The sequence below is a fragment of the Candidatus Tisiphia endosymbiont of Nemotelus nigrinus genome, assembly GCF_964026475.1.
In the GTDB taxonomy this organism is placed as follows: domain Bacteria; phylum Pseudomonadota; class Alphaproteobacteria; order Rickettsiales; family Rickettsiaceae; genus Tisiphia.
Window position 1 is genome coordinate 193,343 of record NZ_OZ032151.1, and the last position, 23,299, is coordinate 216,641.

At 33.9% G+C, this 23,299-nt stretch carries 19 protein-coding genes, 1 tRNA gene and 1 other RNA gene; 10 read left to right on the forward strand and 11 right to left on the reverse strand.

Annotated features, from left to right (window positions below; translation table 11 throughout):
• Positions 1 to 2 precede the first annotated feature (2 nt).
• The 6 genes from rodA (at position 3) to AAGD39_RS01010 (ending at position 3,785) form a co-directional block, all read left to right on the forward strand.
• Positions 3 to 1,100, forward strand: coding sequence for a rod shape-determining protein RodA (rodA, locus tag AAGD39_RS00985; RefSeq protein ID WP_341757196.1), 1,098 nt, complete (start codon positions 3 to 5; stop codon positions 1,098 to 1,100).
• Between the two features lie 246 nt (positions 1,101 to 1,346).
• Positions 1,347 to 1,421: transfer RNA gene (locus tag AAGD39_RS00990), tRNA-Asn, on the forward strand.
• Positions 1,422 to 1,448: 27 nt separating this feature from the next.
• Positions 1,449 to 1,664 (forward strand): translation initiation factor IF-1, encoded by a 216-nt coding sequence (gene infA / locus AAGD39_RS00995; protein WP_341756794.1) that lies wholly within the window; start codon positions 1,449 to 1,451, stop codon positions 1,662 to 1,664.
• Between the two features lie 15 nt (positions 1,665 to 1,679).
• Positions 1,680 to 2,300 (forward strand): Maf family protein, encoded by a 621-nt coding sequence (locus tag AAGD39_RS01000; protein ID WP_341756795.1) that lies wholly within the window; start codon positions 1,680 to 1,682, stop codon positions 2,298 to 2,300.
• Between the two features lie 254 nt (positions 2,301 to 2,554).
• The gene (locus AAGD39_RS01005; protein WP_341756796.1) at positions 2,555 to 3,388 is read left to right on the forward strand and encodes a glycoside hydrolase family 3 N-terminal domain-containing protein; all 834 of its coding nucleotides are present in this window, start codon (positions 2,555 to 2,557) and stop codon (positions 3,386 to 3,388) included.
• A gap of 7 nt (positions 3,389 to 3,395) precedes the next feature.
• Positions 3,396 to 3,785, forward strand: coding sequence for a hypothetical protein (locus tag AAGD39_RS01010; RefSeq protein ID WP_341756797.1), 390 nt, complete (start codon positions 3,396 to 3,398; stop codon positions 3,783 to 3,785).
• 80 nt (positions 3,786 to 3,865) lie between these two features.
• Here the strand turns inward: AAGD39_RS01010 and AAGD39_RS01015 are convergent, their stop codons facing one another.
• The gene (locus AAGD39_RS01015; RefSeq protein ID WP_375319403.1) at positions 3,866 to 4,147 is read right to left on the reverse strand and encodes a hypothetical protein; all 282 of its coding nucleotides are present in this window, start codon (positions 4,145 to 4,147) and stop codon (positions 3,866 to 3,868) included.
• A gap of 129 nt (positions 4,148 to 4,276) precedes the next feature.
• Between AAGD39_RS01015 and AAGD39_RS01020 the strand changes: the two genes are divergently transcribed.
• Positions 4,277 to 4,672 (forward strand): hypothetical protein, encoded by a 396-nt coding sequence (locus tag AAGD39_RS01020; protein WP_341756799.1) that lies wholly within the window; start codon positions 4,277 to 4,279, stop codon positions 4,670 to 4,672.
• Positions 4,673 to 4,684: 12 nt separating this feature from the next.
• On the opposite strand, the gene queA is transcribed toward AAGD39_RS01020, so the two are convergent.
• The 6 genes from queA to rnpB form a co-directional block, all read right to left on the reverse strand.
• Complete coding sequence (gene queA, locus AAGD39_RS01025) at positions 4,685 to 5,725, reverse strand: tRNA preQ1(34) S-adenosylmethionine ribosyltransferase-isomerase QueA (RefSeq protein ID WP_341756800.1); 1,041 nt, start codon at positions 5,723 to 5,725, stop codon at positions 4,685 to 4,687.
• Between the two features lie 10 nt (positions 5,726 to 5,735).
• On the reverse strand, positions 5,736 to 5,891 hold the full coding sequence (locus AAGD39_RS01030) for a palindromic element RPE1 domain-containing protein (protein ID WP_341756801.1): 156 nt from the start codon (positions 5,889 to 5,891) through the stop codon (positions 5,736 to 5,738).
• Positions 5,869 to 8,535 carry a DNA topoisomerase (ATP-hydrolyzing) subunit A gene (gene gyrA, locus AAGD39_RS01035; RefSeq protein WP_375359849.1) on the reverse strand — a complete coding sequence of 889 codons (2,667 nt, stop codon included), beginning with the start codon at positions 8,533 to 8,535 and terminating at the stop codon, positions 5,869 to 5,871. The genes AAGD39_RS01030 and gyrA overlap by 23 nt, the downstream gene beginning before the upstream one ends.
• A gap of 327 nt (positions 8,536 to 8,862) precedes the next feature.
• Positions 8,863 to 10,356: a hypothetical protein gene (locus AAGD39_RS01040; RefSeq protein WP_341756803.1), complete on the reverse strand. Its 1,494-nt coding sequence runs from the start codon at positions 10,354 to 10,356 to the stop codon at positions 8,863 to 8,865.
• A 181-nt stretch (positions 10,357 to 10,537) separates the two neighbouring features.
• Entirely contained in the window at positions 10,538 to 11,890 is a 1,353-nt protein-coding gene (locus AAGD39_RS01045; protein ID WP_341756804.1) for a hypothetical protein, read from the reverse strand.
• Between the two features lie 246 nt (positions 11,891 to 12,136).
• An RNA gene (gene rnpB, locus AAGD39_RS01050) (RNase P RNA component class A) lies at positions 12,137 to 12,535 on the reverse strand.
• A 113-nt stretch (positions 12,536 to 12,648) separates the two neighbouring features.
• Between rnpB and AAGD39_RS01055 the strand changes: the two genes are divergently transcribed.
• From AAGD39_RS01055 to dnaJ, 3 genes are all read left to right on the forward strand, one after another.
• Complete coding sequence (locus AAGD39_RS01055) at positions 12,649 to 13,308, forward strand: hypothetical protein (RefSeq protein WP_341756805.1); 660 nt, start codon at positions 12,649 to 12,651, stop codon at positions 13,306 to 13,308.
• Positions 13,309 to 13,375: 67 nt separating this feature from the next.
• Positions 13,376 to 15,265, forward strand: coding sequence for a molecular chaperone DnaK (dnaK, locus tag AAGD39_RS01060; RefSeq protein ID WP_341756806.1), 1,890 nt, complete (start codon positions 13,376 to 13,378; stop codon positions 15,263 to 15,265).
• A 267-nt stretch (positions 15,266 to 15,532) separates the two neighbouring features.
• On the forward strand, positions 15,533 to 16,669 hold the full coding sequence (dnaJ, locus tag AAGD39_RS01065; RefSeq protein ID WP_341756807.1) for a molecular chaperone DnaJ: 1,137 nt from the start codon (positions 15,533 to 15,535) through the stop codon (positions 16,667 to 16,669).
• Between the two features lie 404 nt (positions 16,670 to 17,073).
• On the opposite strand, the gene AAGD39_RS07015 is transcribed toward dnaJ, so the two are convergent.
• From AAGD39_RS07015 to nuoG, 4 genes are all read right to left on the reverse strand, one after another.
• Positions 17,074 to 17,322: an IS3 family transposase gene (locus tag AAGD39_RS07015; protein ID WP_375319515.1), complete on the reverse strand. Its 249-nt coding sequence runs from the start codon at positions 17,320 to 17,322 to the stop codon at positions 17,074 to 17,076.
• A 42-nt stretch (positions 17,323 to 17,364) separates the two neighbouring features.
• Positions 17,365 to 18,705, reverse strand: coding sequence for an MFS transporter (locus AAGD39_RS01075; RefSeq protein ID WP_341756808.1), 1,341 nt, complete (start codon positions 18,703 to 18,705; stop codon positions 17,365 to 17,367).
• 561 nt (positions 18,706 to 19,266) lie between these two features.
• Entirely contained in the window at positions 19,267 to 20,283 is a 1,017-nt protein-coding gene (gene nuoH / locus AAGD39_RS01080) for an NADH-quinone oxidoreductase subunit NuoH (protein WP_341756809.1), read from the reverse strand.
• Positions 20,280 to 22,454: an NADH-quinone oxidoreductase subunit NuoG gene (gene nuoG, locus AAGD39_RS01085; RefSeq protein ID WP_375359792.1), complete on the reverse strand. Its 2,175-nt coding sequence runs from the start codon at positions 22,452 to 22,454 to the stop codon at positions 20,280 to 20,282. Before nuoG ends, nuoH begins: the two co-directional genes overlap by 4 nt.
• Between the last annotated feature and the right edge of the window lie 845 nt (positions 22,455 to 23,299).

Below are 23,299 nucleotides of genomic sequence, written 5' to 3' on the forward strand. Positions count from 1 at the left end.
CAATTCAAAAAAATTATTTTGAAAAACTAAAAAAACTGCCGATTACTTTAATTATTCTTATTAGCGTAATTTGTAGCATTGGTTTTGTTGTACTATATTCCGCCTCTGATAGTAATATTCAACCTTGGGCGTATAAGCAAATGATGATTTTTTTCTTGTTCATACCAATTGTGATGATTATTACGATTATTGACATTAAATATATATTTAAATTTTCCTATATATTTTATATCGCGGTTATTATCTTATTAGTTAGTGTTGAGCTTTTTGGCTCTATCGCTATGGGAGCAAAGCGTTGGATAGATTTAGGAGTCATCCGCTTACAACCTTCTGAACCAACAAAATTAGCCATAATATTAATGTTAGCTAGGTATTTTCATCAACTAAAAACTGAGGATTTTACTAGGTTTCATAAGATTTTATTGCCTATAATAACTGTGATATTACCGGTTCTACTAATAATAAAAGAACCGGATTTAGGTACTGGAGTGATTACTATCATTATTGCTAGTATTATGTTTTTTGCTGTTGGTTTTAGAGTAAGAAATTTTATGATAATTGGTATTATCGTTGTTACTTGCGTACCAGCTATTTGGCAAGTGATGCATGATTATCAAAGAAAAAGAGTTATGGTTTTTGTGAATCCTGAGAAAGATCCACTTGGAGCTGGCTATAATATTATCCAATCAAAAATTGCTATTGGCTCTGGTGGATTATGGGGTAAGGGACTCACCAAAGGTAGTCAAAGCCATTTAAACTTTTTACCAGAACATCAGACTGATTTTATCTTTGCTACTTTTGCTGAAGAATTTGGTTTTGCTGGCAGTTTGTTTCTATTAATTATTTATTCAGCAATTATAGTGATTTCATTGATGATTGCTACTAATTGTCGAACAATATTTAGTAAGCTGATGGTAATAGGCATAACATCGATCCTATTTAGTCATGTATTTATCAATATAGCTATGGTGATGGGATTATTACCAGTAGTAGGCGTACCTTTACCATTTATATCTTATGGTGGTACAATGATGGCATCAATGCTTATTGGCTTTGGATTAGTAATGAATGCTCAGATACACCAGCATAGTAGTTTTTAATTTATTTTTTATAGAAAAAATAAGAAAACACTAGACCCTAGACAAAAGATTTGTTATAAGGAGTTTAGTCTATATATAGCTAACCCAATTAGCATTTATCCATAGTAAACTTACGTCATTGCGAGAAGCCACTTTAGTGGCGATGAAGCAATCTAGAAAAGTGATTAGATTTGGATTGCTTCATCGTAGCAATGCCACTTCCTCGCAATGACGGAGTAATGATTTGGTAGCTATAAAGGCGAATGTTCCTCGGTAGCTCAGCGGTAGAGCAAACGGCTGTTAACCGTTAGGTCGCTGGTTCGAATCCGGCCCGGGGAGCCATTTTAAATATAATTTAATTAAGTTGTAATGACCAAAGAAGAGCTAATTAATTTTGAAGGAATTGTCCTTGAGCTTTTACCTAACGCAACTTTTAGAGTAAAACTAGAAAATGGTCATTTTATTATCGCCCATACTTCTGGTAGGATGCGTAAAAATCGTATTAGGATACTTGTTGGGGATAAGATAACAGTGGAAATGACCCCTTACGACTTAACAAAAGGTCGTGTTATTCATCGTCATTAAAATTTTTTCATATTTATGTCAAATGTATACTCAAGTAATTTAGAACAACAGAGTATAAATATAATCCTAGCTTCACAATCGCCGGCAAGGCTTGAATTGCTAAAAAGAATCAAAGTATTGCCTACACAAATTATTCCTGCTGATATTAATGAAACAGAATATTTACGAGAGTTACCAAATCAATTGGCAACAAGATTGGCACAGGAAAAAGCAAAAGTTGTTGCCGAAAAAATAATTGGTGAAGCTATAATTATAGCCGCTGATACTGTTGTAGCTCGTGGTAGGAAAATATTACCCAAAGCTTTAACAAGTGAAGATATTAGATATTGTCTTAATATTTTATCTGGGAGACGTCATAGGGTTTATACAGGTGTTTGTATAATAAAAAAGACTTCCGAACAATTCCTAATACGACAAAAATTAGTGCAAACTATAGTCAAGTTTAAAAAACTAAGTCATCAAGAGATAGAATTCTATTGTAGCCTAGATGATGGGATCAATAAAGCAGGTGGCTGCATGATTCATGGCTATGCTGAAGCTTTTATTCCTAGCATATACGGCTCTTACTCAAATATTATGGGGTTACCACTAATGGAAACCATGCATATGCTTACTTCTTTGGGTTTTAAAAAATAGATCTATGAACCTCCTAATACCAATTTACGTTAGACACTTATATCTTTAAATTATGATATAAGTGTCTAATACATAAAGTTATATAATGGAAAATTAATATAGATTTAACTTGTATAACTTTATGCATTAACGTAAACTGGTATTATATTCAAAATTTAGCAATTTATAAGGAAAACTACATGAGAGCAAAATGGCTGAAATACAACCTTTTACATCTAGTATTGCTTGTACTATTGTTCCCAGGAGAAAAAGCGTTGTCTGAAATAAAATCTTCTGGTACTAGCTTGGCTTCGGAAGAAAAAACGTTATCTAAAATAAAACCTTTTATATTTGGTGTTGCTGGTACTAGTCTAACTCCAGAAGAAAAAGCGTTATTCTCAAAGAATCTAGTACATGGTTTTATTCTCTTTGGCAGAAATATTGACAATCCAGAGCAGTTAAAACAGTTAGTAAAAGGGTTAAGAAACTTATATGAGCATGATATATTGATTTTTATAGACCAAGAAGGGGGGCGAGTTGCAAGATTGAAGCCTCCTATGGTAGATCAAGAATACCCAGCTGCTGCTGAGTTTGGTAAAATATATGAAAAGAATGCGAAGGAAGCTAAGGAAAAAGTTTTTGAAAATTATTCAAACATAATGAAGGGATTAAACCGATATGGAATAAACTCACCATGTAGTCCTGATGCTGACTTGACTCACCCCTATACTAATGGAATTATTGGAAATCGTAGCTTTGGTAGCTCTGTTAACCAAGTAGTTGAATTGTGTACAAAAGCAATAGAAGCAATAAACTCTCAAAATGGCATTGCCATTATGAAACATATGCCAGGACATGGCAGTGCTGCTCTTGATAGCCATAATCAGTTGCCACGTGTTACCGCTTCACTTGCTGAATTAAATGACACAGATTTCGCTGTATTTAGACAATTATCTAAAATTTTTGAAAATAATAAAGCGGTGTGGGGAATGGTAGCTCACATTGTGTTTGATTCTATAGACCCTAAGTTACCAACTAGTGTATCATCTACTGCCATAAAGTTCATTAGAGAGAAGATTGGTTTCAAAGGTACCGCTAGTTTCAGATGATATTTGTATGGGTGCTTTGCATGCTAAAATTAGTGATGAATACTCTAAATGTTTGAAAATTGACTTAATACTTCGCAAATATCCAGTAACGGATGCGAAAGAGATGTTAAATACTATGAGTGATGAAGATTTAAAAGTGCTTATTGATGGTGGAATCGTTAAAGATAGGTATGATTATGTAGGGCTACAACGCTTTTTAACGCATTTTGCAAAAATAAGGGCAGAATGGATTAGAAGTTTAGTTGAAGTTGCTAAACAAATTATTACAGTTGATAATAATTATATAGTGTTACATTGTAGTGGTGATATAGAAGAAATGTCAGCTCTTTGTGATGTTGATATACCTACTGATATGGTTAGTTGTGTTGAGGAGATGTCGGAAACTAGAAAAAAATGAAATTTAAAATTTGTTCATAGGACTTAGTATTTTATATCATTAGTTGCAATTTTTAAATTACCCTAGTAGTATATATACTACTAATCCAAGATTTCTGATGATTCACTAGTGTAAACTATATTTTGGTAATTAAGTTTGATCGCGGTAAATAAAGCTGCATGATCATTTTCTACATTAACGATAACTTTTATGATTTGAGGAAATTCTTCGGTTAATTTTCTAAACATATAATCAAGTACTAACATACCGTAATATCTCGTACTACCAATTTCATTAGTTAAAATAATAGGATTACAAAATTTAGATAAAAACTTTCGTGTATCACTTAAATTTTCCATTGTGTAAGTTATTGGCTCTGGCATTTTATAAATCTATCTAAATTTATAGGGGTTAATCACTTTTTGGATGACGGCTGGAGAACAGCTTTTTCCTTAAATTGCTACATTATGTCGTATTATACTTTCACTACAAAATAAAAATTGTATGGTATTATGATTAAAAAATATATAGCAATAATATTTACGGTTTGTATAGGTGAGCTTATTTTGCTTCACTATGGTGCTAAATCTTCCCCTATTTTTCAGGGGCTTAGTATATTACTAACTATTTGTTCGTTTATATTATTGGTTTTGGCTAATGAATATTATCTTAAAAGTAAGAGTGGCAAAATCTATATTATTTTAGATTTCCTGATTATAAGCACTTTCGCATTATGTAGCTGGCTAGGAATAACAATTATATTTATTGTCGTAGATATTTATGATAACAAACCTTTAATCAGTTGGTCTGAATATTGCTATATGAATAGAAAAGCGGCATATTTTGTATTTTTACCATGGATATTTCTTAATGCTTTTAAACTTTGTAAGAAAGATAAGAATTATTAATTCTTATCTTTCTTATAGCTTTTCATAAAGCAGAGTCGCATCACCATAACTAAAGAACCGCATTTTTTTATCTATAGCGTATTTGTAGATATCCTTTATTTCCTGATAACCAGCAAACGCACAAACTAGCATAAATAATGTTGATTTTGGTAAATGGAAGTTGGTAATTAGCATATCAACCATTTGAAACTTAAATCCTGGCCTAATGAAAATGTCTGTTTCAAATTCACCACTTGTTATTTGCCCATTAAGAGAATTGGCAATGGCGTTACCTTCTAATGCTCGTAAGCTGGTAGTTCCGACGGCTATTATTCGTCTATTTTCTTTTTTCGCTTTATTAATCACATCCTCAGTTTTTTTATCTATATGATAATATTCTGAATGCATTTGATGTTGATTAATATCGTCCGTTTTAACCGGCAAAAATGTCCCTGCCCCAACATGCAAAGTAATAAATGCGATTTCAATATTTCTTGCTTTAATTAATGCCAATAATTCATCAGAAAAATGTAGCCCAGCAGTTGGAGCTGCTACTGCCCCAAGGTTCTTACTATAAATTGTTTGATATCTATTATTATCCTCTACTAAACTCCTATCCCTTTTGATGTAAGGCGGTAGCGGGATTTCGCCATATTTCTCTAAAAATTCAAAAACTGAAATATTATCTAGAACAAATGTTACCTCAACTTGTCCCATCCCGAGTTTTTTACTTATAATAATCTTATTACCAGCAAAATCAAACTGATCTTCAATATCAAGCCTTTTTGACGGCTTGGCAAAGCCGTGCCAATAATTATCACTTATTGCCTTGTTTAGGTATAATTCGATTTTTTTGCCGGCTTTGTCTAGTAGCAATTTGGCTTTAATAACTTTAGTATCATTAAACACCATTAAATCACCAGGGCATAGATAGTCAATTATATCACGAAACTTGGTCTGCACTAAGTGATTATTTGGTGCAACTACCAACAAATTAGACTCATCTCGTTTTTTTTCTGGTTTTTGGGCTATTAATTCACTCGGTAAGGTGAAATCAAAATCAGATAATTTCATTAGACCTCTTTCAAAACTCTACTTCTGCTGGTAATTTGTACGTCGATGCGGTACTCGAATCCTCACGTACACTAGAGTACGCTGTGGTTCGAGGTGAAGCGTCTCCTTCAAATTCCCCAGCATAAGCGAGTTTTGCAAGAGGTCTATTCAGGCGATACTTCCCCATCACTACTATCATCTTGCATATTTTCTTCATCTGTTTCAGGACTCTCAGCAATTAATGCAGCAGAAACTACTTTTTCTTCTTGCTCAGTTTTAAATAATATTACACCACTAGTATTACGACCAGTGATACGTACCGATTCAAGTTTACACCTAATTAGTTTGCCGTTATTAGTAATTAGCATCAACTCATCAGACATATTAACCGGCATTACGCCAACAACCAAGCCAGTTTTGTTAGACACATCCATGTTAACGACACCGCTACCACCACGATTAGTAATCCTATACTCATATGCTGAACTTCTCTTACCAAAACCATTCTCCGTAACAGTAAGGATAAATTCCTCAGAAAGTGCCATTTCTAGAATCTGTTCTTTAGTTAAATTTACGCCATATTCTTCTGGAGTAAATTCTTTACCATCGGCTATTAACAACCTTTCCTCTATAGGAATTGATCGATATGTTTCTCTTTCATCCATAGTGCATGATATGCCTTTTAATATGGTCATAGAGATAACGTAATCGCCTGAGGCAAGTCTCATCCCTCTTACCCCGTCAGAAGTACGGCTTTTAAATACCCTAACTGAACTAGCTGGGAATCTTATAGCCTTCCCAGCTTTTGTTGCCAGTAATACATGGTCTTCATCTTTACAAACTTTTACATCTATTAAATGGTCATTATCATCAAGCCTGATAGCAATTTTACCATTTGATTGAATACGTTTAAAGTCTGATAAATCATTTCTTCTAATGTTACCTTGACTGGTAGCAAAAATAATATTTAAATTATCCCACTCATCCTGATTTTCAGGTAGTGGCATAATATTACTGATACGCTCTCCTTCTTTTAAAGGTAGAATATTGACTATTGGTCTGCCCTTACTCTGAGGATTGCCAAGCGGTAATTTATATAATTTTAAGCTATATACCTGACCTGTATCAGAGAAGAACAACATTGGCGTGTGAGTACTACCAACAAATATTTGAGTAGTAATATCCTCGTCTCTCATTGACAGACCTGACCTGCCCTTCCCTCCCCGGTTCTGGGCTCTGTAGGTAGCAAGAGGTACACGTTTGATATACCCGCCTAATGTTACGGTCACCACCATTTCTTCTCTTTGGATAAGATCCTCTATATCCTGATCGAAATCACCAAATTCAATGCTAGTAAGGCGAGGTGTAGCGAATTCGTCTTTAATTCTAATTAGCTCGCTTTTTAAAATCTCTAAAAGTTTCTCACGTGATGATAAAATAGCAGTATAACCTGTAATTTCCTGTGCAAGTTCTGCCAAATCGCTTTCTAACTTATTTTTCTCCATAGCAGTTAGACGCTGTAACCGCATTTCAAGAATAGCTTTTGTCTGTGTTTCAGTAAAATAACAGTTACCGTCATCTGTTATCACAGCTCTATCATCAACAAGTTTTACTAAATCTATTATAGTTGATGCATTCCAAGTTTTCTGCATTAGTTGCTCTTTAGCACTTGCAGGATCGTTTGAAGATTTAATAATTCTAATAACTTCATCAATATTACCAACCGCAATAATTAGCCCTAATATAATATGAGCTTTATCCCGAGCTTTATTTAATAAATATATAGTCCTACGAGTAATTACTATCTCCCTAAAATTAACAAAAGCCGCTATCACTTCTTTTAGGTTCATAACTTCTGGCATTCCATCTTTTAAAGCTAACATAATCACTCCAAAACTGGTTTGTAACTGAGTATAAGAATATATTTGGTTCAGCACCACTTCTGTTACCACATCTTTCTTTATTTCAATTACTACTCGAATACCATCCTTATTTGATTCATCTCTAAGATCACTGATACCCTCAATACGTTTTTCCTTAACTAATTCAGCAATTTTCTCAACCAATTTGGCTTTATTAACCATATATGGTATTTCTGTAATAATAATAGCCTGTCTATTATTAGCAATCTCTTCAATTTCTGTGCGTCCTCTAGTTAGAATACTCCCCCTGCCCGTTAAATAAGCTGACCTAATGCCGCTTGTACCAAGTACAATACCAGCAGTCGGAAAGTCAGGGCCTTTAACCACTGACATAAGTTCTAATATTTCTATATCATTATTATCAACATATAGGCAGCAAGCATCAATAATTTCTCCAAGATTATGAGGAGGAATATTGGTAGCCATACCCACAGCAATACCATTAGTACCATTCACTAAGAGGTTTGGAATCATTGACGGCAATACCTTAGGCTCTCTCTCAGAACCATCATAATTTGGTGCAAAATCAACGGTTTCTTTGTCAATATCTTCAAGCAATGTATGAGTAACTTTTGCCATCCTTGACTCTGTATACCTCATAGCAGCGGCTGCATCGCCATCTCTCGAGCCAAAATTACCCTGCCCATCAACGAGCGGTAATCTTAAAGAGAAATCCTGTGCCATTCTCACTAATGAGTCATAAATTGCGTCATTACCATGTGGATGATATTTACCCATTACATCACCGACAGTTCTTGCTGACTTACGATAAGGTTTATTAAAGTAATTAGAAGCTTCATACATTGCATAAAGGATTCTGCGATGTACTGGCTTTAAACCATCGCATACATCTGGAATTGCCCTACTGACGATTACACTCATTGCATAATCTAAGTATGAGCCTTTCATCTCATCTTCAATGTTAACAGATATTAAGTTTTGATGATCTATGTTAGTCACAGTTAGAACCTACATTTATTAAAGTAATATTCGAATAGTTTAAGTATATTACATATTCGGAAGAAAATCTATTGCTGAATGAGTATAGATTAGCTGGAAAAGCTATTTTTTCACTTTATAACCCGACTAATATGCTCCGTCATTGCTACTTATAGTAGCGACGAAGCAATCCAAAAAAGTAAACAGAAATACATTGCTTCGTCGGCTTACGCCTCCTCGCAATGACATATCAAGCTTTTAAACCATTTTTTCCACGGCTTTGAAACTGTCATGTTTTCATGAATATCTAAACTTCAGATAAACTGGCAAGCTAAATAATGTTAAAACTCTTATGACGTAGTAGTAACGATAATCACATGCCATAGTAGCGAAAAATAGTACCACCGAGAATACAAAACCTATCACAACGATATAAGTTAGAATAATTTTCTCGGGATTATTGGATTGTTTATTTTTTAAAATAGCTGTTAAATAAACAAGTATTAGTATAAAGCTAATAAGGTTTATTGTTAAAATTCGAGGGTATGTTTTTAAATATTTTACTATCACCTTTTTAAAACGATTATTCTTAATATCTATATTATGCTTTTGATCTTCGTTAGGATCAATAAATAAATCGTCACTACAGTACCCAGAACTTTTCATTAACAAAATGAAATTCCTCATGCGATGTTTAAGAAAAGCTAGTGGATAATGGGTTACAGCTTTTATATAGCTAGACTCCAGTTCTTGTAGTTTTACGGGGTCTGATGTAGAATTATAAATCCTATTATCACCAAAAACTAAATAATTAACTAGCGTAGGAGTATAGAGAGTTTTAAGTTTTTCAAAACTATATAAATTTTTATCTTCCTTAACATAGTTTGGTAGTAAATCATCATTATCTATTGCAACACTCACCCCTGCTATGTCAAATAATTGGCGTAATTGGTTTGCATGACTATCCGTAGAAAAATGCTTAGCAAGCTGATTATTACCATATATTATTGCTAAAGAAAGAACAGCACTAACTAGTATCCTAATAAACCAGTTATAGCTAACCAGAGAAGATTTTAACCATAGCATATTGACATTCATCATTGCGAGGAGGAGCGGAGTACGACGAAGCAATCTCTTTCTGGCCATTTTTGTGGATTGCTTCGTCGCTACTAAAGTAGCTTCTTGCAATGACACCTGTGAACTTGACGTAATGTTAGTCGGATTATCTATAGCTTTAAGAGAAACTGATACTACAAACAAAACTAAAATTGGTACGATAAATTGTGCTTGAAATTTAACACCGACAACATAGAAAAGAATTAATAATAGTCCCATAACTACCAAACAAGATGGTCGTTTTTGACGATAGCTATAAAAAACACAACTAGATACTACAAAAAAACTACCCAAGCCAAATCCTATATCTTTCCAAATTATGCTAGATTGAGCCAATATATTTGGCAAAAATGGTATTACAAAATAAAGATATCTATATTTGTTTTGTGGATCAGCATAAAAAAGCAATAATACCCCACCCCATAAAAACGCTAAATGCAATAATAGCATTATCTGTGGACCTTGATAGATATAATTAAGTAGTGACCATACCATTGACATTAAAGGTGGATGATGAGAAAAATAATTTCCACTAATACTTTGTTCATATTGAGAAAAGCTATCAATCGTCATTCCACCAGGATAGGCTGATAAGAAATGTAAAAACATTAAGACAAAACACAAAATTACGGGATAATATTTACGGTAAAATTCTGTGCAAAAAATATTTTTCATAATTTAAAAAATTCTCGATATATTATGGATTTTCATCTATAGCTAACCCGAATAAGTTCTAGATAATTCCTTTGTCATTGCGAGGAGCTGCTTTAGTAGCGACGAAGCAATCCAAAAAAGTAAACAGAAATAGATTGCTTCGTTCGGGCTTTGCGCCTCCTCGCAATGACGTATCAAGCTTTTAAACCATTTTTTCCACGGCTTTGAAACTGTCATGTTTTTCAGAATATCTAAACTTCAGATAAATTGGCAAGCTAAATAACGTTAAAACTCTTATGACATAGTAGTAACGATAGTCAGATGCCATGGTAGCAAAAAATAATACTACCGAAAACACAAAACCCACTGCGACGATGTAAGTTAAAATAACTTTCTCAGTACTATTAGATTGTTTATTTTTTAGAATAGCTGTTAAATAAACAAATATTAGTATAAAGCTAATAAAGTTCATTGCTAGAACCACTGGATATGCTTTTAAGTATTTTACTACCACCTTTTTTAAACAATTATTCTTAATATCTATATTATGCTTTTGAGCTTCGTTAGAATCAATAAAGGCATAGTGATAGAACCCTGTGTTTGTCATTAAAAAAGTAAAATTAACTATACGATGTTTTAAAAAAGCTAGGGGGTGATGCATTATGGCTTTTATATAAGCAGACTCCATGTTCTGCAATTTTATTGAGTCTGATGTCGAATTATAAATCCTATTATCACCAAATATTAATGTATCAACCCATCTTGCAGTATATTGGGTTCTTAGCTTTTCAAAACTATATAAATTTTTATCTTCTTTAACATAGTCTGGTAATAAATCATCATTATCTATTGCAACACTCACTCCAGCAACGTCAAAAAATTGGCGTAATTGCTCTGAATGAGTCTCGGCAGAAAAATATTTAGCAAGTGTAATATTGCCATATATGATTATTACGGAAATAAAACTAGTAGCTATTATTCTTATCAAGAGGTTGGTTTTAAGATAAACTGACAGTATAAATAAAATCAAAATTGGTGCTATAAATTTAGCTTGAAATTTAACACCGACAATACAAAAACAAATCAATAATAATCCAACAATTACCCATAAAGGAGCTGTTTTTTGCCGATAAGTAAAAAAAATACAAGTAGCTACACATAAGAAAGTACCTAAGGCAAAAACTACATCTTTCCAAATTGTTGTGGATTGAGACAATATATTAGGCAGAAATGCAATTAATAAATATAGATATCTATATTTATTTTGTGGGTCTGCATACAGAAGTAGTAATATTCCACCCCATAAAAATGCTAAATTTAGTAATAGCATCAATTGTGGACCTTGATGGATATGATTGAGTAACGACCATACCATTGACATTAAAGATGGGTGATGAGAATTATAATTTCCACTAATACTTTGCTGATATTGATCAAAACTGTCAGATGACATCCCACCAGGATAGGCTGACAAGAAATGTAAAACCATTAATACAAAACACAAAATTACAGGATAATATTTACGGTAAAATTCTATATAAAAAATATTCTTCATAATTAAAAAAAGTAAGTGGTGGGCTTATAATTACTGTCGTTGAGAGAAGGCGTAAGCCGACGAAGCAATCCGCTTATGATTACTTTTATGGATTGCTTAGTCGACCTATGGTCTTTTTTGCAATGACGTTACCCTACTTAAAATAGCTTCCTCTTCTAACTTTCAACAGCCGTGGCTTCACACTTCTTCGCAATGATGAAGTAACACTAGTCAAATTAGCCATAAAAAGCATGGCTTTAACTATATAAACAATGATGGTCTGTAAGCCGGATTTTGTATAGATAATATTTCTATTATCTATTGCAGTTATTTATCTAGGATAAATGTTACCATTTACCTCAAGCGATCTACCCGCACTACTACTAGCCAGAGATGCCTAGGAACATGTAAGTTCTGTAGTGCCTATTTGATCTTGCTCTTGGTGGGGTTTACCATGCGTAGCTTGTTACCAACCTACCGGTACGCTCTTACCGCACCATTTCACCCTTACCAAACTATGTTGTAATTTGGCGGTATATTTTCTGTGGCACTTTCCCTAAAAGATTACTCTCCCGCTGGATGTTAACCAGCACCATATCTCTGTAGAGTCCGGACTTTCCTCGTAAATTCCAGTATAGATTTTTACGCAACTGCACGACCATCGAGGTGATTATGTTTTAATATATTTGCCTAGTCAATGACTTTTTTTCACTAGAACACTTAGTGCTAGCTAAAAACATGCTATTATCAATTTTTTCAAGATAATAATAGTTATAATTATGGTAGTAAGTATAAAATTTGCCGCTGAGTTACGGGATAAATTACATGGCTTAAATCTTTTAAATCCGCAACATCTACAATTTTACCAAGAAATGGCATTTACTTTTATTAAAGGTAATGAAAATGAAATATTACAGATATATAAAGATATTAAGGGCAATAAGACTATAGGGATAGGCTTTAATATGGATAATCCAAAAGCAAAAATTGTTTGGCAGAAAATATTTCAGGGGGAACTGTCGTTTGACAAAGTTTATAATGGTCAGCAAACTATTACAACAAAACAATCTCGAATAATATACGACTATAAGAGTGCTGTTAATCGCATCGAATTAAAAGATATTTATGGCAAGTCTTGGGATAAGCTAAAACCTAACGAGATGCTGATGATTGAGGATTTATATTGGAATGGTGGTAATAAGCTAGTGGGTAGATTTACAAAGTTTTTTAAGCATATGGTTCTTTATGCTGAAAGTTCTAAGTTAAAATATCTAGCACAAGGATTAATCGAAGTAAGAGAAGGTTATAATAAAGAAAAAGTTAGGGGAATTCAAAATCGTAGAAATGTACAAAGTGAAATAGGTGACTCGTCCAAATGCCCTACCCTATTCTCATATAGTGGATATTTTCATGATTTTTTTCACAGCCACCTCTTGTAAAATAGACTATAAGTCACTATATCAGAACTTATTAAGTTGATTTGTTTAATTGGAATTAGGAGTGTATATGACAAAGATTGTAGGTATAGATTTAGGAACAACAAATTCCTGCGTTGCAGTAATGGAAGGCAAAGAACCGAAAGTTATAGCAAATGCCGAAGGGATTAGAACAACCCCCTCAATGGTAGGATTTGCCAGCGGTGGCGAGAAATTAATTGGCGAACCAGCAAAAAGGCAAGCTGTAACCAATCCAAAGAATACTTTATATGGTATTAAAAGATTGATAGGTAGAAATTTCTCTGATCCTATGGTCAGGAAAGATCAAGACCTTGTACCATACCAAATAGTAAAAGCTGCTAATGGTGATGCTTGGGTTGAAGTTAACGGAGAGAAATATTCACCTAGTCAAATTAGTGCTTATATTCTCCAGAAAATGAAAGAAACAGCTGAAAATTATCTTGGTGAAAAGGTAACTCAAGCAGTTATTACTGTCCCAGCATATTTTAACGATGCACAGCGTCAAGCAACCAAAGATGCTGGAAAAATTGCTGGTTTGGACGTATTACGAATTATCAACGAACCAACAGCAGCCGCCTTAGCATATGGTTTTGATAAAGCTGAAAGCAAAATAATTGCCGTTTATGATCTTGGGGGTGGTACATTCGACGTATCAATTTTAGAAATAGGTAATGGAGTATTTGAGGTTAAGTCTACCAATGGTAATACTTTCCTTGGTGGGGAAGATTTTGATTCGAGAATTCTAGATTATTTAATTGACGAGTTTAAGAAAGAAAGTGGTATGGATTTACGCAAAGATCCTTTAGCTTTACAACGTCTGAAGGAAGCTGCGGAAAAAGCTAAAAAAGAATTATCATCTGTAGCACAAACTGATGTTAATTTACCATATATTACGGCTGATAGTTCAGGTCCTAAACATTTAAATATAAAATTTACTAGGGCAAAATTAGAATCCTTAGTGGCAACATTAATTGATGATACAATAGAACCATGTAGGAAAGCATTAAAAGATGCTGGGCTAAAAGCTTCAGATATTCAGGAAGTAGTGCTTGTTGGCGGTATGACTAGAATGCCAAAAGTTATTGACAAGGTAAAAGAATTTTTTGGTCGCGAACCACATAGAGGGGTTAATCCTGATGAGGTTGTAGCTTTAGGCGCGGCTATTCAAGGTGGGGTATTAAACAAAGAAGTTACGGATATATTATTACTAGATGTTACCCCTTTATCTTTAGGTATTGAAACTCTTGGCGGGGTATTCACTAGGCTGATCGATCGTAATACGACCATTCCTACCAAGAAAAGTCAAACATTCTCTACAGCTGAGGATAACCAACATGCTGTAACGATTAGAGTTTTCCAAGGTGAGCGGGAAATGGCATCTGCTAATAAACTGCTTGGGCAATTTAATCTTGATGGTATACCACCTGCAGCACGAGGAACGCCTCAAATTGAAGTAACATTTGATATAGACGTTAATGGTATAGTTCATGTTTCTGCCAAGGATAAAGCTAGTGGTAAGGAACAAAAAGTGACTATCCAGGCTTCTGGTGGTCTTAGTGATGCAGAAATTGAACAAATGGTAAAAGATGCTGAGAAAAATGCTGAGGATGATAAAAAGCGTCGTGAATTAATTGAAGCTAAAAATAGTGCTGACAGCTTAATTTATTCAACAGAAAAAACTCTGAAAGAATATGACAGTAAAATATCAGCTGATGATAAACAACAAGCAGAAAATGCTATAACAGAGTTAAAGGCAGCTTTAGAGTCAGATAATCCTGAAGAAATTAAAGCAAAGACCGACACTCTGATGACAGCAAGTATGAAGCTTGGAGAAGCTATGTATAAATCTCCGTCAGGTGATGATAGTAATGCAGGGTCTGAGGCGGGTAATGACGATAAAGTGGTTGATGCTAACTATGAAGATGTAAGTAACAAGTAGGACTTTTTGGATGTCATCCCACAACTGTTGAAAGTTAAAAGATCGTCATTGCAAAGGCCTATTGCAAGGCTTAAACCGTCATTGCGAGCGAGCATACGTGAGCGTGGCAATCCCCATAAAGCTTGTCATATAGATTGCTTCGTCGCCGCTAAAGTGGCTTCTCGCAATGACGATCTTTTAACTTTCAACAGTTGTGGACATCATCACTTATGGTGATGATGTTAAAAAGGATAATTTAAACTAAATTTAAAATAAGATATACTTATTATGTCGACAAAAGATTATTACCAAATACTTGGAGTTAATAAATCTGCTAGCCAAGCAGAAATAAAAAAGGCTTACCATAAATTGGCCATGCAGTATCATCCTGATCGCAACTCACAGGATCAGCAAGCAGAAAAAAAGTTCAAGGAAATAAGTAGTGCTTATGATGTACTAAAAGATGAACAGAAAAGAGCTGCCTATGATCGTTTTGGACATGAAGCTTTTCATAATTCAGGAGGAGCATCGTCAGCCGGAAGACATTCTGGTGGAAGAGCAAATCCTGATTTAAATGACATATTTGGTGATTTTTTTAATGATTTTATGGGCGGTGGGGCAAGGAGGCAACGCCAATCAACTAGTGTTAGGGGTTCCGATCTAAAATATGATATTACAGTTACTTTGCCAGAAGCATTTCGTGGTATCGACAAAAATATTAGTTTTACTAGCGAAGTGAAATGTTCACCATGTAATGGTAGCGGATCAGAAAATAATAATACTGGTATGAGCAAATGTGATGCTTGTGGAGGACAAGGGGCTACGAGAATACAGCAGGGCTTCTTTACTTTAGAACAAACTTGTGTAAAATGCCAAGGGGCAGGACAAATAATTAAAAATCCATGCAAAAAATGTCATGGTCAAGGACGTTATTCACAACATAGGAATTTATTGGTAAATATTCCAGCCGGTATTGAAGAAGGCACAAGGATAAGACTGACTGGTGAAGGAGATGCCGGAATGCGAGGAGGCAGTAGCGGAGATTTGTATATTTTTGTTACTATTAAACCGCATGACTTGTATAAAGTCGATGGAATTAATTTGCATTGTAGACTGCCTATTAGTTTCATTAAAGCTATTTTAGGCGGAGAAGTAGAAGTACCAGATATAGAAGGTGGTAAGGTAAAGTTAAAGATACCAGCCGGCACACAAAATGGTGAACAACTTAGGTTAAAAGGCAAAGGTATGTCTAAGGTTAGGTCAACCATTAGGGGAGATATGTTTGCTCACATACATATTGAAATACCAAAGAACCTTACTAAAAAACAAAAAGAATTACTAGAGATGCTAGATAAAGAATTGACAAGCGACAAAGATGAGGATGATGCTAGTTTTTTTAATAAAATGAAAAATTTATGGTCATAAAATTTGATTTATAGCTGGCCTGATTAACATTTAGCAACAGTTGATCTAAGCTAGTGTTTGTCACCCCTACAAAAGCATGGATATAAAGTGGTAAGCAGAAAGCCATGAGATACTATAGATTCCCGACTACGCAGGAATAATGGTATGGAGCTACCTTATATACAGAATGAATATCAGATGTTATTCTTCTAGTACTACAGTTGTAGTTTAGTATTAGTTTGGTAGTGACATAAACGAGCTAGATATTGGTGTTTGCGTCGCCAAAAGGAGGAAGCCAGTATAAATTCTTTCGTTAGTGTATGCTACAATGTAACGGCTATATAAATCAATTATGGCAATGAAATACATAAATCTATCTGGTAATTTTATGTAGGTGATATCAGTAGTACAAACTTGATTAATTCTTACAACCTCCATTCCTTCCAGTAAATATGGATAGATTTTATGTTCTTGCCTATCGTTGTTATACATTTCTTTTTTGGATAAAGCCCAGATAAGCCAAGCTCTTTCATTATTCTTTGTACTTTCTTTTTATTAATCTTAAACCCAATATCTATAAGCTCTGCGTATATTTTCCGATAACCATAACGACAATCAGATTTGCTATAAATCTCAACTATTATATTAGCAAATTCACTATCATCATTAATTATAGATTGATAGTAAAACTTTGATCTATGAACCTCTAATAACCTCTAGACTATACATTTTTTTGAGTAGGTAATTTTAGCTAGTTTTACCAGATTTTCAAAATGAGATAACCCATAAGAAAAACCAATAATTATAGGAATCATAATAAACCACATTCCCCAATTGCCAAAATATTCAGTCAGGTAAACAAAACCAAAAGAGCTAATAACATACATTAAAGCACGAGATACAGCAAATGTCATACTAGCACAGGTAAAACGTTTTAAGACAGGAAAGCTTTTTAAAAAAATGGGAGTAGCAGGGCTTATGCATTTCTTCCACAAAACTATAAAGAATTGAATCAAAAATAACTGATAAGGAGAATCAAGATTATTCAACAAATATGGACAAAATATCATAAAAATAGAAAATATTAGCAGTATAATTTTCATAATTAACAATGGATATATTTTTAAACTTAAATAACATAATATTAATGTGGTTAATAGCTCCATTAAACAGACAAGAAAATTATGCTGAATAACTTCGGATAGTGTGTAACCAAAACTAGTTTTTAAAATATTACCACAATATATATAAATAAAATAAACGCATACCGGTAAGGCACATTGTAATAAAAAAAAAGATATTAAAGTTTTTTTATTAACTTTTTCTTGCCAAATTGGATCGTGTTGTAAAATATTTATATCTGTATTAGTTATTTTAAAAACTCTTTTTAATCGACGTTTGGCATCGGCAAATTCTGGGGCTTCTCTAAGTTTTGTTCTTGCAACATAACCAACAAATGCAACTGCTGCACCCATCCAAAATGCTATACGCCAATTAATAGCATAGGAAATAACAAGTGAGACAATTCCCAAAGCCCCTAACGTTCCTAGGACAGCAAAACTTCCTATCAATCCAACACTTGCATATTGTATTGGGGGATGAAGCATTTCAGTTAAATAAAGTTCTGCCCCTACTATTTCGCCCATAGAAGACATACCTTGAACAGCCCGGCAAATAATCGCTACCCAAGTTGCTATGCTTCCTATTTGCTCGTAAGTAGGCAGATTAGCCATAACAATGCAAGCAGATGACATCATGAAAGTTGTAATGATAACTGTTGGCTTACGCCCTATATTATCACCTATCCATCCAAATATTAAAGCCCCTAATGGTCTAAGTATATAAGTTGCACAAAAAGCACCTGCAGAATACAAAGCAGTAGTGTGCGGATCAGTTGTGGGAAAAAATAATGCATTAAGAAATACCGCCATGTGAATATATATCATCAAATCAAAATATTCAAGGAAGGTTCCTATTGACAGTAATCCTATAGTTTCTTTTTGTTCCTTGTTTAAACTTTTTTGTTCTTGAGGGTATCCTATCACTTTTCTTATCATCAATAGCTTGGTTATTAATGATAACAAGAAAAAATAATATTAAAAGTGAAATAATAAATTTTAGTTAACAATATTACAGCAATCTTAATAAAGCCTAGACACTTATATCTTTAAATTATGATATAAGTGTCTAAATAATCTGGGAGAAATATCTTTGACATATTCACTATATATTTCAGGATAATCACCTTTAATCCTAAACTTCTGAGAATATTACGTAACAGAGATATTGAGGCAAGAAAAGAGTTTGCTAGATTTAGAATTAATTTCTGAAGTATGCCAATGATTTTTAATTTTTACTTTGAAAATACTAGCTTATCCTAATCAGCTTAATCAGTAATTTGAATTTCGATATTAAATCTTTTGCTGCCTTATCCTTGTGCTTTAATATCTAAAATTGACAATTTATCATCTTTGAATTATATGGATTAAGAAGTGTTACTTCTGTTACTTGTTCTTCCTGGGACACAATCGAATTGATTAGGGAAATAAGCAAATCCTTATTCTCTTAACACCGAAGATTTTTTTGAAGGCTATATCGACTCTAGGACTGATAGATGATCAGTTTGGTAAATTACCGGTAAACATTAAAACACTTGATATTAACACCACCCAAAATAAAGTAAAAGGTAAAAATACTTTCCAACCTAACCGCATTAACTGGTCGTAACGATATCTAGGTAATGTCGCTCTTATCCATAAGAAACAAAATAATAAAAAACCGACTTTTACTATAAACCAAATAAAACCCGGCACAAAATTTAGGAACTTAATACCAAAAGGCGGCAAATAGCCACCTAAGAAAAATGTTGTGGTCATACCGCTGGCTAAAATCATATTAGCATATTCGCCAAGAAAAAATAAGGCAAAACCCATAGAAGAATATTCAACATTATAACCAGCAACTAGCTCAGACTCAGCCTCCGATAAATCAAAAGGTAATCTATTAGTTTCGACAAGTACTGATATGAAGAATATTACTGCCATAGGTAACAACATCAAATCAACCCACCAAGGCAATAATTGTTGCTTTTCTATGATTTCTGAAAGATTAAGTGTCCCAGTTGTTAAAAGTACAGTAACAATCACCAACCCTATGGATACTTCATATGAAATCATCTGAGCTGACGAACGAATAGCTCCAAGGAAAGCATATTTCGAATTACTTGCCCAACCAGCTATGATTATACCATAAACTCCCAATGATGAGATTGCCATAATATATAAAACACCCACATTGATGTCAGCTAATACCAGCTTTTTATCAAAAGGTATCACTGCCCAACCAATTAAACTAAGCACAAAGGTAACCATAGGTGCTAAGGTGAATAATATTTTATCAGCTTGATTTGGTATAATTGTTTCTTTAAATAATAGTTTAACCGCATCAGCAATTGGTTGCAACAAGCCAAAATATCCAACTACATTTGGACCTTTTCTTAGTTGCATTAATCCTATTACTCTTCGCTCAGCATAGGTAAGATAGGCCACACACAGCAGAAGAGGAATAGTGATAGATAGGACTTTCAATGCCACAATAATTAATGGTAGTAGATATTGTTGGAATAACGATATCATGCAACTTTTTCCCTTTCTTTCTTCGATTCCAAGCACTTTGCCATAGTAATAGATGCCCTACTAATTGAATCTGTCATATAATAATTTATCGATTTAGTCATTATATCATCGTTAAGTAATTTATCTGTAGAGGTAAATTTTATAAACTCACCGCCCATTATCTTAGAAATATTGGCAAATATACCCTTCTGCTTTGAAGAATTGGCTTCGCAAAACTGCGGGGCATTCGCGTACTCACGTACTTCATGTACGCTCCGTTCGCTTACCCCTTGTTTTACGTTCCAATTCTCCAAATCATTTGAGTATGCCGGAAATTCAGCTGCCAACTTATTTCTTATTTCCATTAAATTGCTCATGCCAAGATTTAGTCCTAAATTATTGGCAAGATTATTTATAATAAGCCAAGCTTCTTTTGCCTGTCCTACCGGACTAGTTGCTGCCCTAGCATATTGTGGTCTTCCTTCAAAATTTACGTAAATAGCATCTTTTTCTGTATAGCTACTAGCAGAAAAAATGACATCTGCTGCATTTGCTCCATTATCACCGTGATGCCCTTGATATACTACAAAAGACGATCTGATTTTGCTCATATCAATTTCATCGCTACCTAGTAAATATACAAACTTAATTTCACCTATTTCTGCCTTCTGTAAAATTTCATAAACTCCATTACCGCCATTTTTAGGGCTAAAACCTATGTCCAAACTACCGACCATTGATGCATGATTATGTAATATATTAAAACCATTCCAATCATCTCTAACTATTTTATATTTATCCACCATCTGATGAATGAGTGCTAAAATAGCATAACCATCATCTCGAGAATATACCCCATCACCAATAATTATAACCGGATTTCTTGCAGCTGCCAACTCCTTAGAAAATTGATGTTCTCCTGATATTATTGCCTTAATTACCTTAGGGCTTGCCCCTAATTCATTGATCAAATAAGTTTGATCAATAATATTACCAATTCTAGCTACTTTTAGCTTTCCTTCTCTCTGCAACACGCCAATACGTGCATTAAGGACTGGGGCTATTTGTCTAATATTTGCACCAATTAACAAAGCTAGGTCAGCTTTTTTAAGTCCAGAAATTGTTGTGTTAAATAGATAGTTGCCCCTACTACTTCTGTCTATTTTGTAATTAAACTGGTTGCTGTCAAAATTATTACATCCTAGCTTCTGTAACAATGTTTTTAATAAAAACATTGATTCGGTGCATGCTAGCGTTCCAGCTATTGCCGCCATTTGATTACCGGCAAGAGACTTTAATTTTTGTGCTACTAGTGCCATAGCATCACTCCAAGAAGCTTCAACTAATTTACCATTTTGTCTTATATACGGAGAATCTAACCTTTGGTATTTCAAGCCATCATAAGCAAATCGTGCTTTATCTGATATCCATTCATCATTAATATCATCATTAACCCTAGGTAATATCCTCATTACTTCATTCCCCCTACTATCAATCCTTATATTACAACCTTGGGCATCCAATACATCTATTGACTCAGTTTTTTTTAGTTCCCAACTACGAGCTTTAAAAGAGTAAGGCTTTGAATTTAATGCACCAACTGGACAAACATCTATAATATTACCTGATAACTCTGATGCAAGACTACGTTCAAGATACGAGGTAACTTCCATATGTTCTCCTCTGTAGAGAGCTCCTATTTCTTCAATTCCAGCAATATCAGTGGCAAACCTTATACATCTTGTACATTGTATACATCTAGTCATCTGGGTCTTAATCAGAGGACCCATATATTTATCTTTGACTGTCCTTTTATTTTCCAAAAATCTAGAACGTGCTCCACCATATTTAAAGGCTTGATCTTGTAGATCGCATTCGCCTCCCTGGTCACAGATAGGACAATCTAGGGGATGATTGATCAATAAAAATTCCATTACCCCTTCACGAGCCTTTTTAACACCCGCAGTATTAGTGTGGATCACCATACCTGGAGTAACAGGCGTAGCACAAGAAGCAATAGGTTTTGGAGATTTTTCCATCTCTACCAAGCACATACGACAATTACCGGCAATTTTCAAACGTTCATGAAAACAGAAATGTGGGATTTCTATACCAAGTTTGCTGCAGGCACGAAATACGGTTGTACCTTCCTCTACTTCAACTTCAATACCATCTATAGTAAGTTTTATCATTGATATTTATATTATAGTTTTATATTAACCTCAGTTCGATATAAGAATTAATAATTCTTATATCGAACTGGCTTTGTTATATTTTAACAATCAGGTGTAGAATCGCTTCAAACCTGATTGTTTCTACTTTGAAGAATTGACACCTGCAAATACTTGCGAGGTTTCCACGTACTCACATACTCTTTGTACGCTGCACCTCTCAACCCTTGTTTATCGCCCCTATCCTTCGAGTCATTTGTGAGTATATCATATTATATCCTACCCACTAATCTAAATTTTTCAATTTTGCAAGAATAATTTCTTCTATAGCTAACTCACCTTACGCATGGCATTTAAAAGTCACAGGAAAAACAGCCCAGCGTCATTGCAAGGAGCTACTTTAGTAGTGACGAAGCAATCTAATGAATGTGATTGCCACAACCACTACGTGGTTTAGCTAATAGCGTCTTGTGTTTTTCTGCAATTTATTAAATTGTCATGGGGGTATGCGTAAGGTAAGAATTTAATTACTTGCTCCTCTTAGTAGCAAAAATTTTTGATATATACTGTAGAAAATTGAAAATTTATCCCGAAGAATTTTAGAGTTTGTAAAAATATCATAAATTACAAAAAAGTTACTATTTATTGTAAATATTAAAAATAATTAGTTGATATTTCTTGATTATTAACTGTAAATCTGTCTTAATTATAAGTAATAGGTTTCTTGTATAGCTTTATTGTATAGAGAAATTTGAAGAAAAGAATTAAGCAAAGAACTCAACTAATAAAATATTTAATACGATTTCCTGCTTAATTTTGACAACAAAATTAACCTTACAATTAATATTAAGTTATGCGTAGAGTCT

Excerpts from the sequence above, each read along its gene's own strand:
- dnaK (WP_341756806.1), top strand. The coding sequence starts at position 13,376 with ATGACAAAGATTGTAGGTATAGATTTAGGAACAACAAATTCCTGCGTT.
- AAGD39_RS01075 (WP_341756808.1), bottom strand. The coding sequence starts at position 18,705 with ATGATAAGAAAAGTGATAGGATACCCTCAAGAACAAAAAAGTTTAAAC.
- AAGD39_RS01010 (WP_341756797.1), top strand. The coding sequence starts at position 3,396 with ATGGGTGCTTTGCATGCTAAAATTAGTGATGAATACTCTAAATGTTTG.
- queA (WP_341756800.1), bottom strand. The coding sequence starts at position 5,725 with ATGAAATTATCTGATTTTGATTTCACCTTACCGAGTGAATTAATAGCC.
- nuoH (WP_341756809.1), bottom strand. The coding sequence starts at position 20,283 with ATGATATCGTTATTCCAACAATATCTACTACCATTAATTATTGTGGCA.
- AAGD39_RS01040 (WP_341756803.1), bottom strand. The coding sequence starts at position 10,356 with ATGAAAAATATTTTTTGCACAGAATTTTACCGTAAATATTATCCCGTA.
- AAGD39_RS01000 (WP_341756795.1), top strand. The coding sequence starts at position 1,680 with ATGTCAAATGTATACTCAAGTAATTTAGAACAACAGAGTATAAATATA.
- infA (WP_341756794.1), top strand. The coding sequence starts at position 1,449 with ATGACCAAAGAAGAGCTAATTAATTTTGAAGGAATTGTCCTTGAGCTT.
- AAGD39_RS01030 (WP_341756801.1), bottom strand. The coding sequence starts at position 5,891 with ATGGGGAAGTATCGCCTGAATAGACCTCTTGCAAAACTCGCTTATGCT.
- AAGD39_RS01045 (WP_341756804.1), bottom strand. The coding sequence starts at position 11,890 with ATGAAGAATATTTTTTATATAGAATTTTACCGTAAATATTATCCTGTA.
- nuoG (WP_375359792.1), bottom strand. The coding sequence starts at position 22,454 with ATGATAAAACTTACTATAGATGGTATTGAAGTTGAAGTAGAGGAAGGT.
- AAGD39_RS01015 (WP_375319403.1), bottom strand. The coding sequence starts at position 4,147 with ATGCCAGAGCCAATAACTTACACAATGGAAAATTTAAGTGATACACGA.
- AAGD39_RS01055 (WP_341756805.1), top strand. The coding sequence starts at position 12,649 with ATGGTAGTAAGTATAAAATTTGCCGCTGAGTTACGGGATAAATTACAT.
- dnaJ (WP_341756807.1), top strand. The coding sequence starts at position 15,533 with ATGTCGACAAAAGATTATTACCAAATACTTGGAGTTAATAAATCTGCT.
- gyrA (WP_375359849.1), bottom strand. The coding sequence starts at position 8,535 with ATGAAAGGCTCATACTTAGATTATGCAATGAGTGTAATCGTCAGTAGG.
- AAGD39_RS01020 (WP_341756799.1), top strand. The coding sequence starts at position 4,277 with ATGATTAAAAAATATATAGCAATAATATTTACGGTTTGTATAGGTGAG.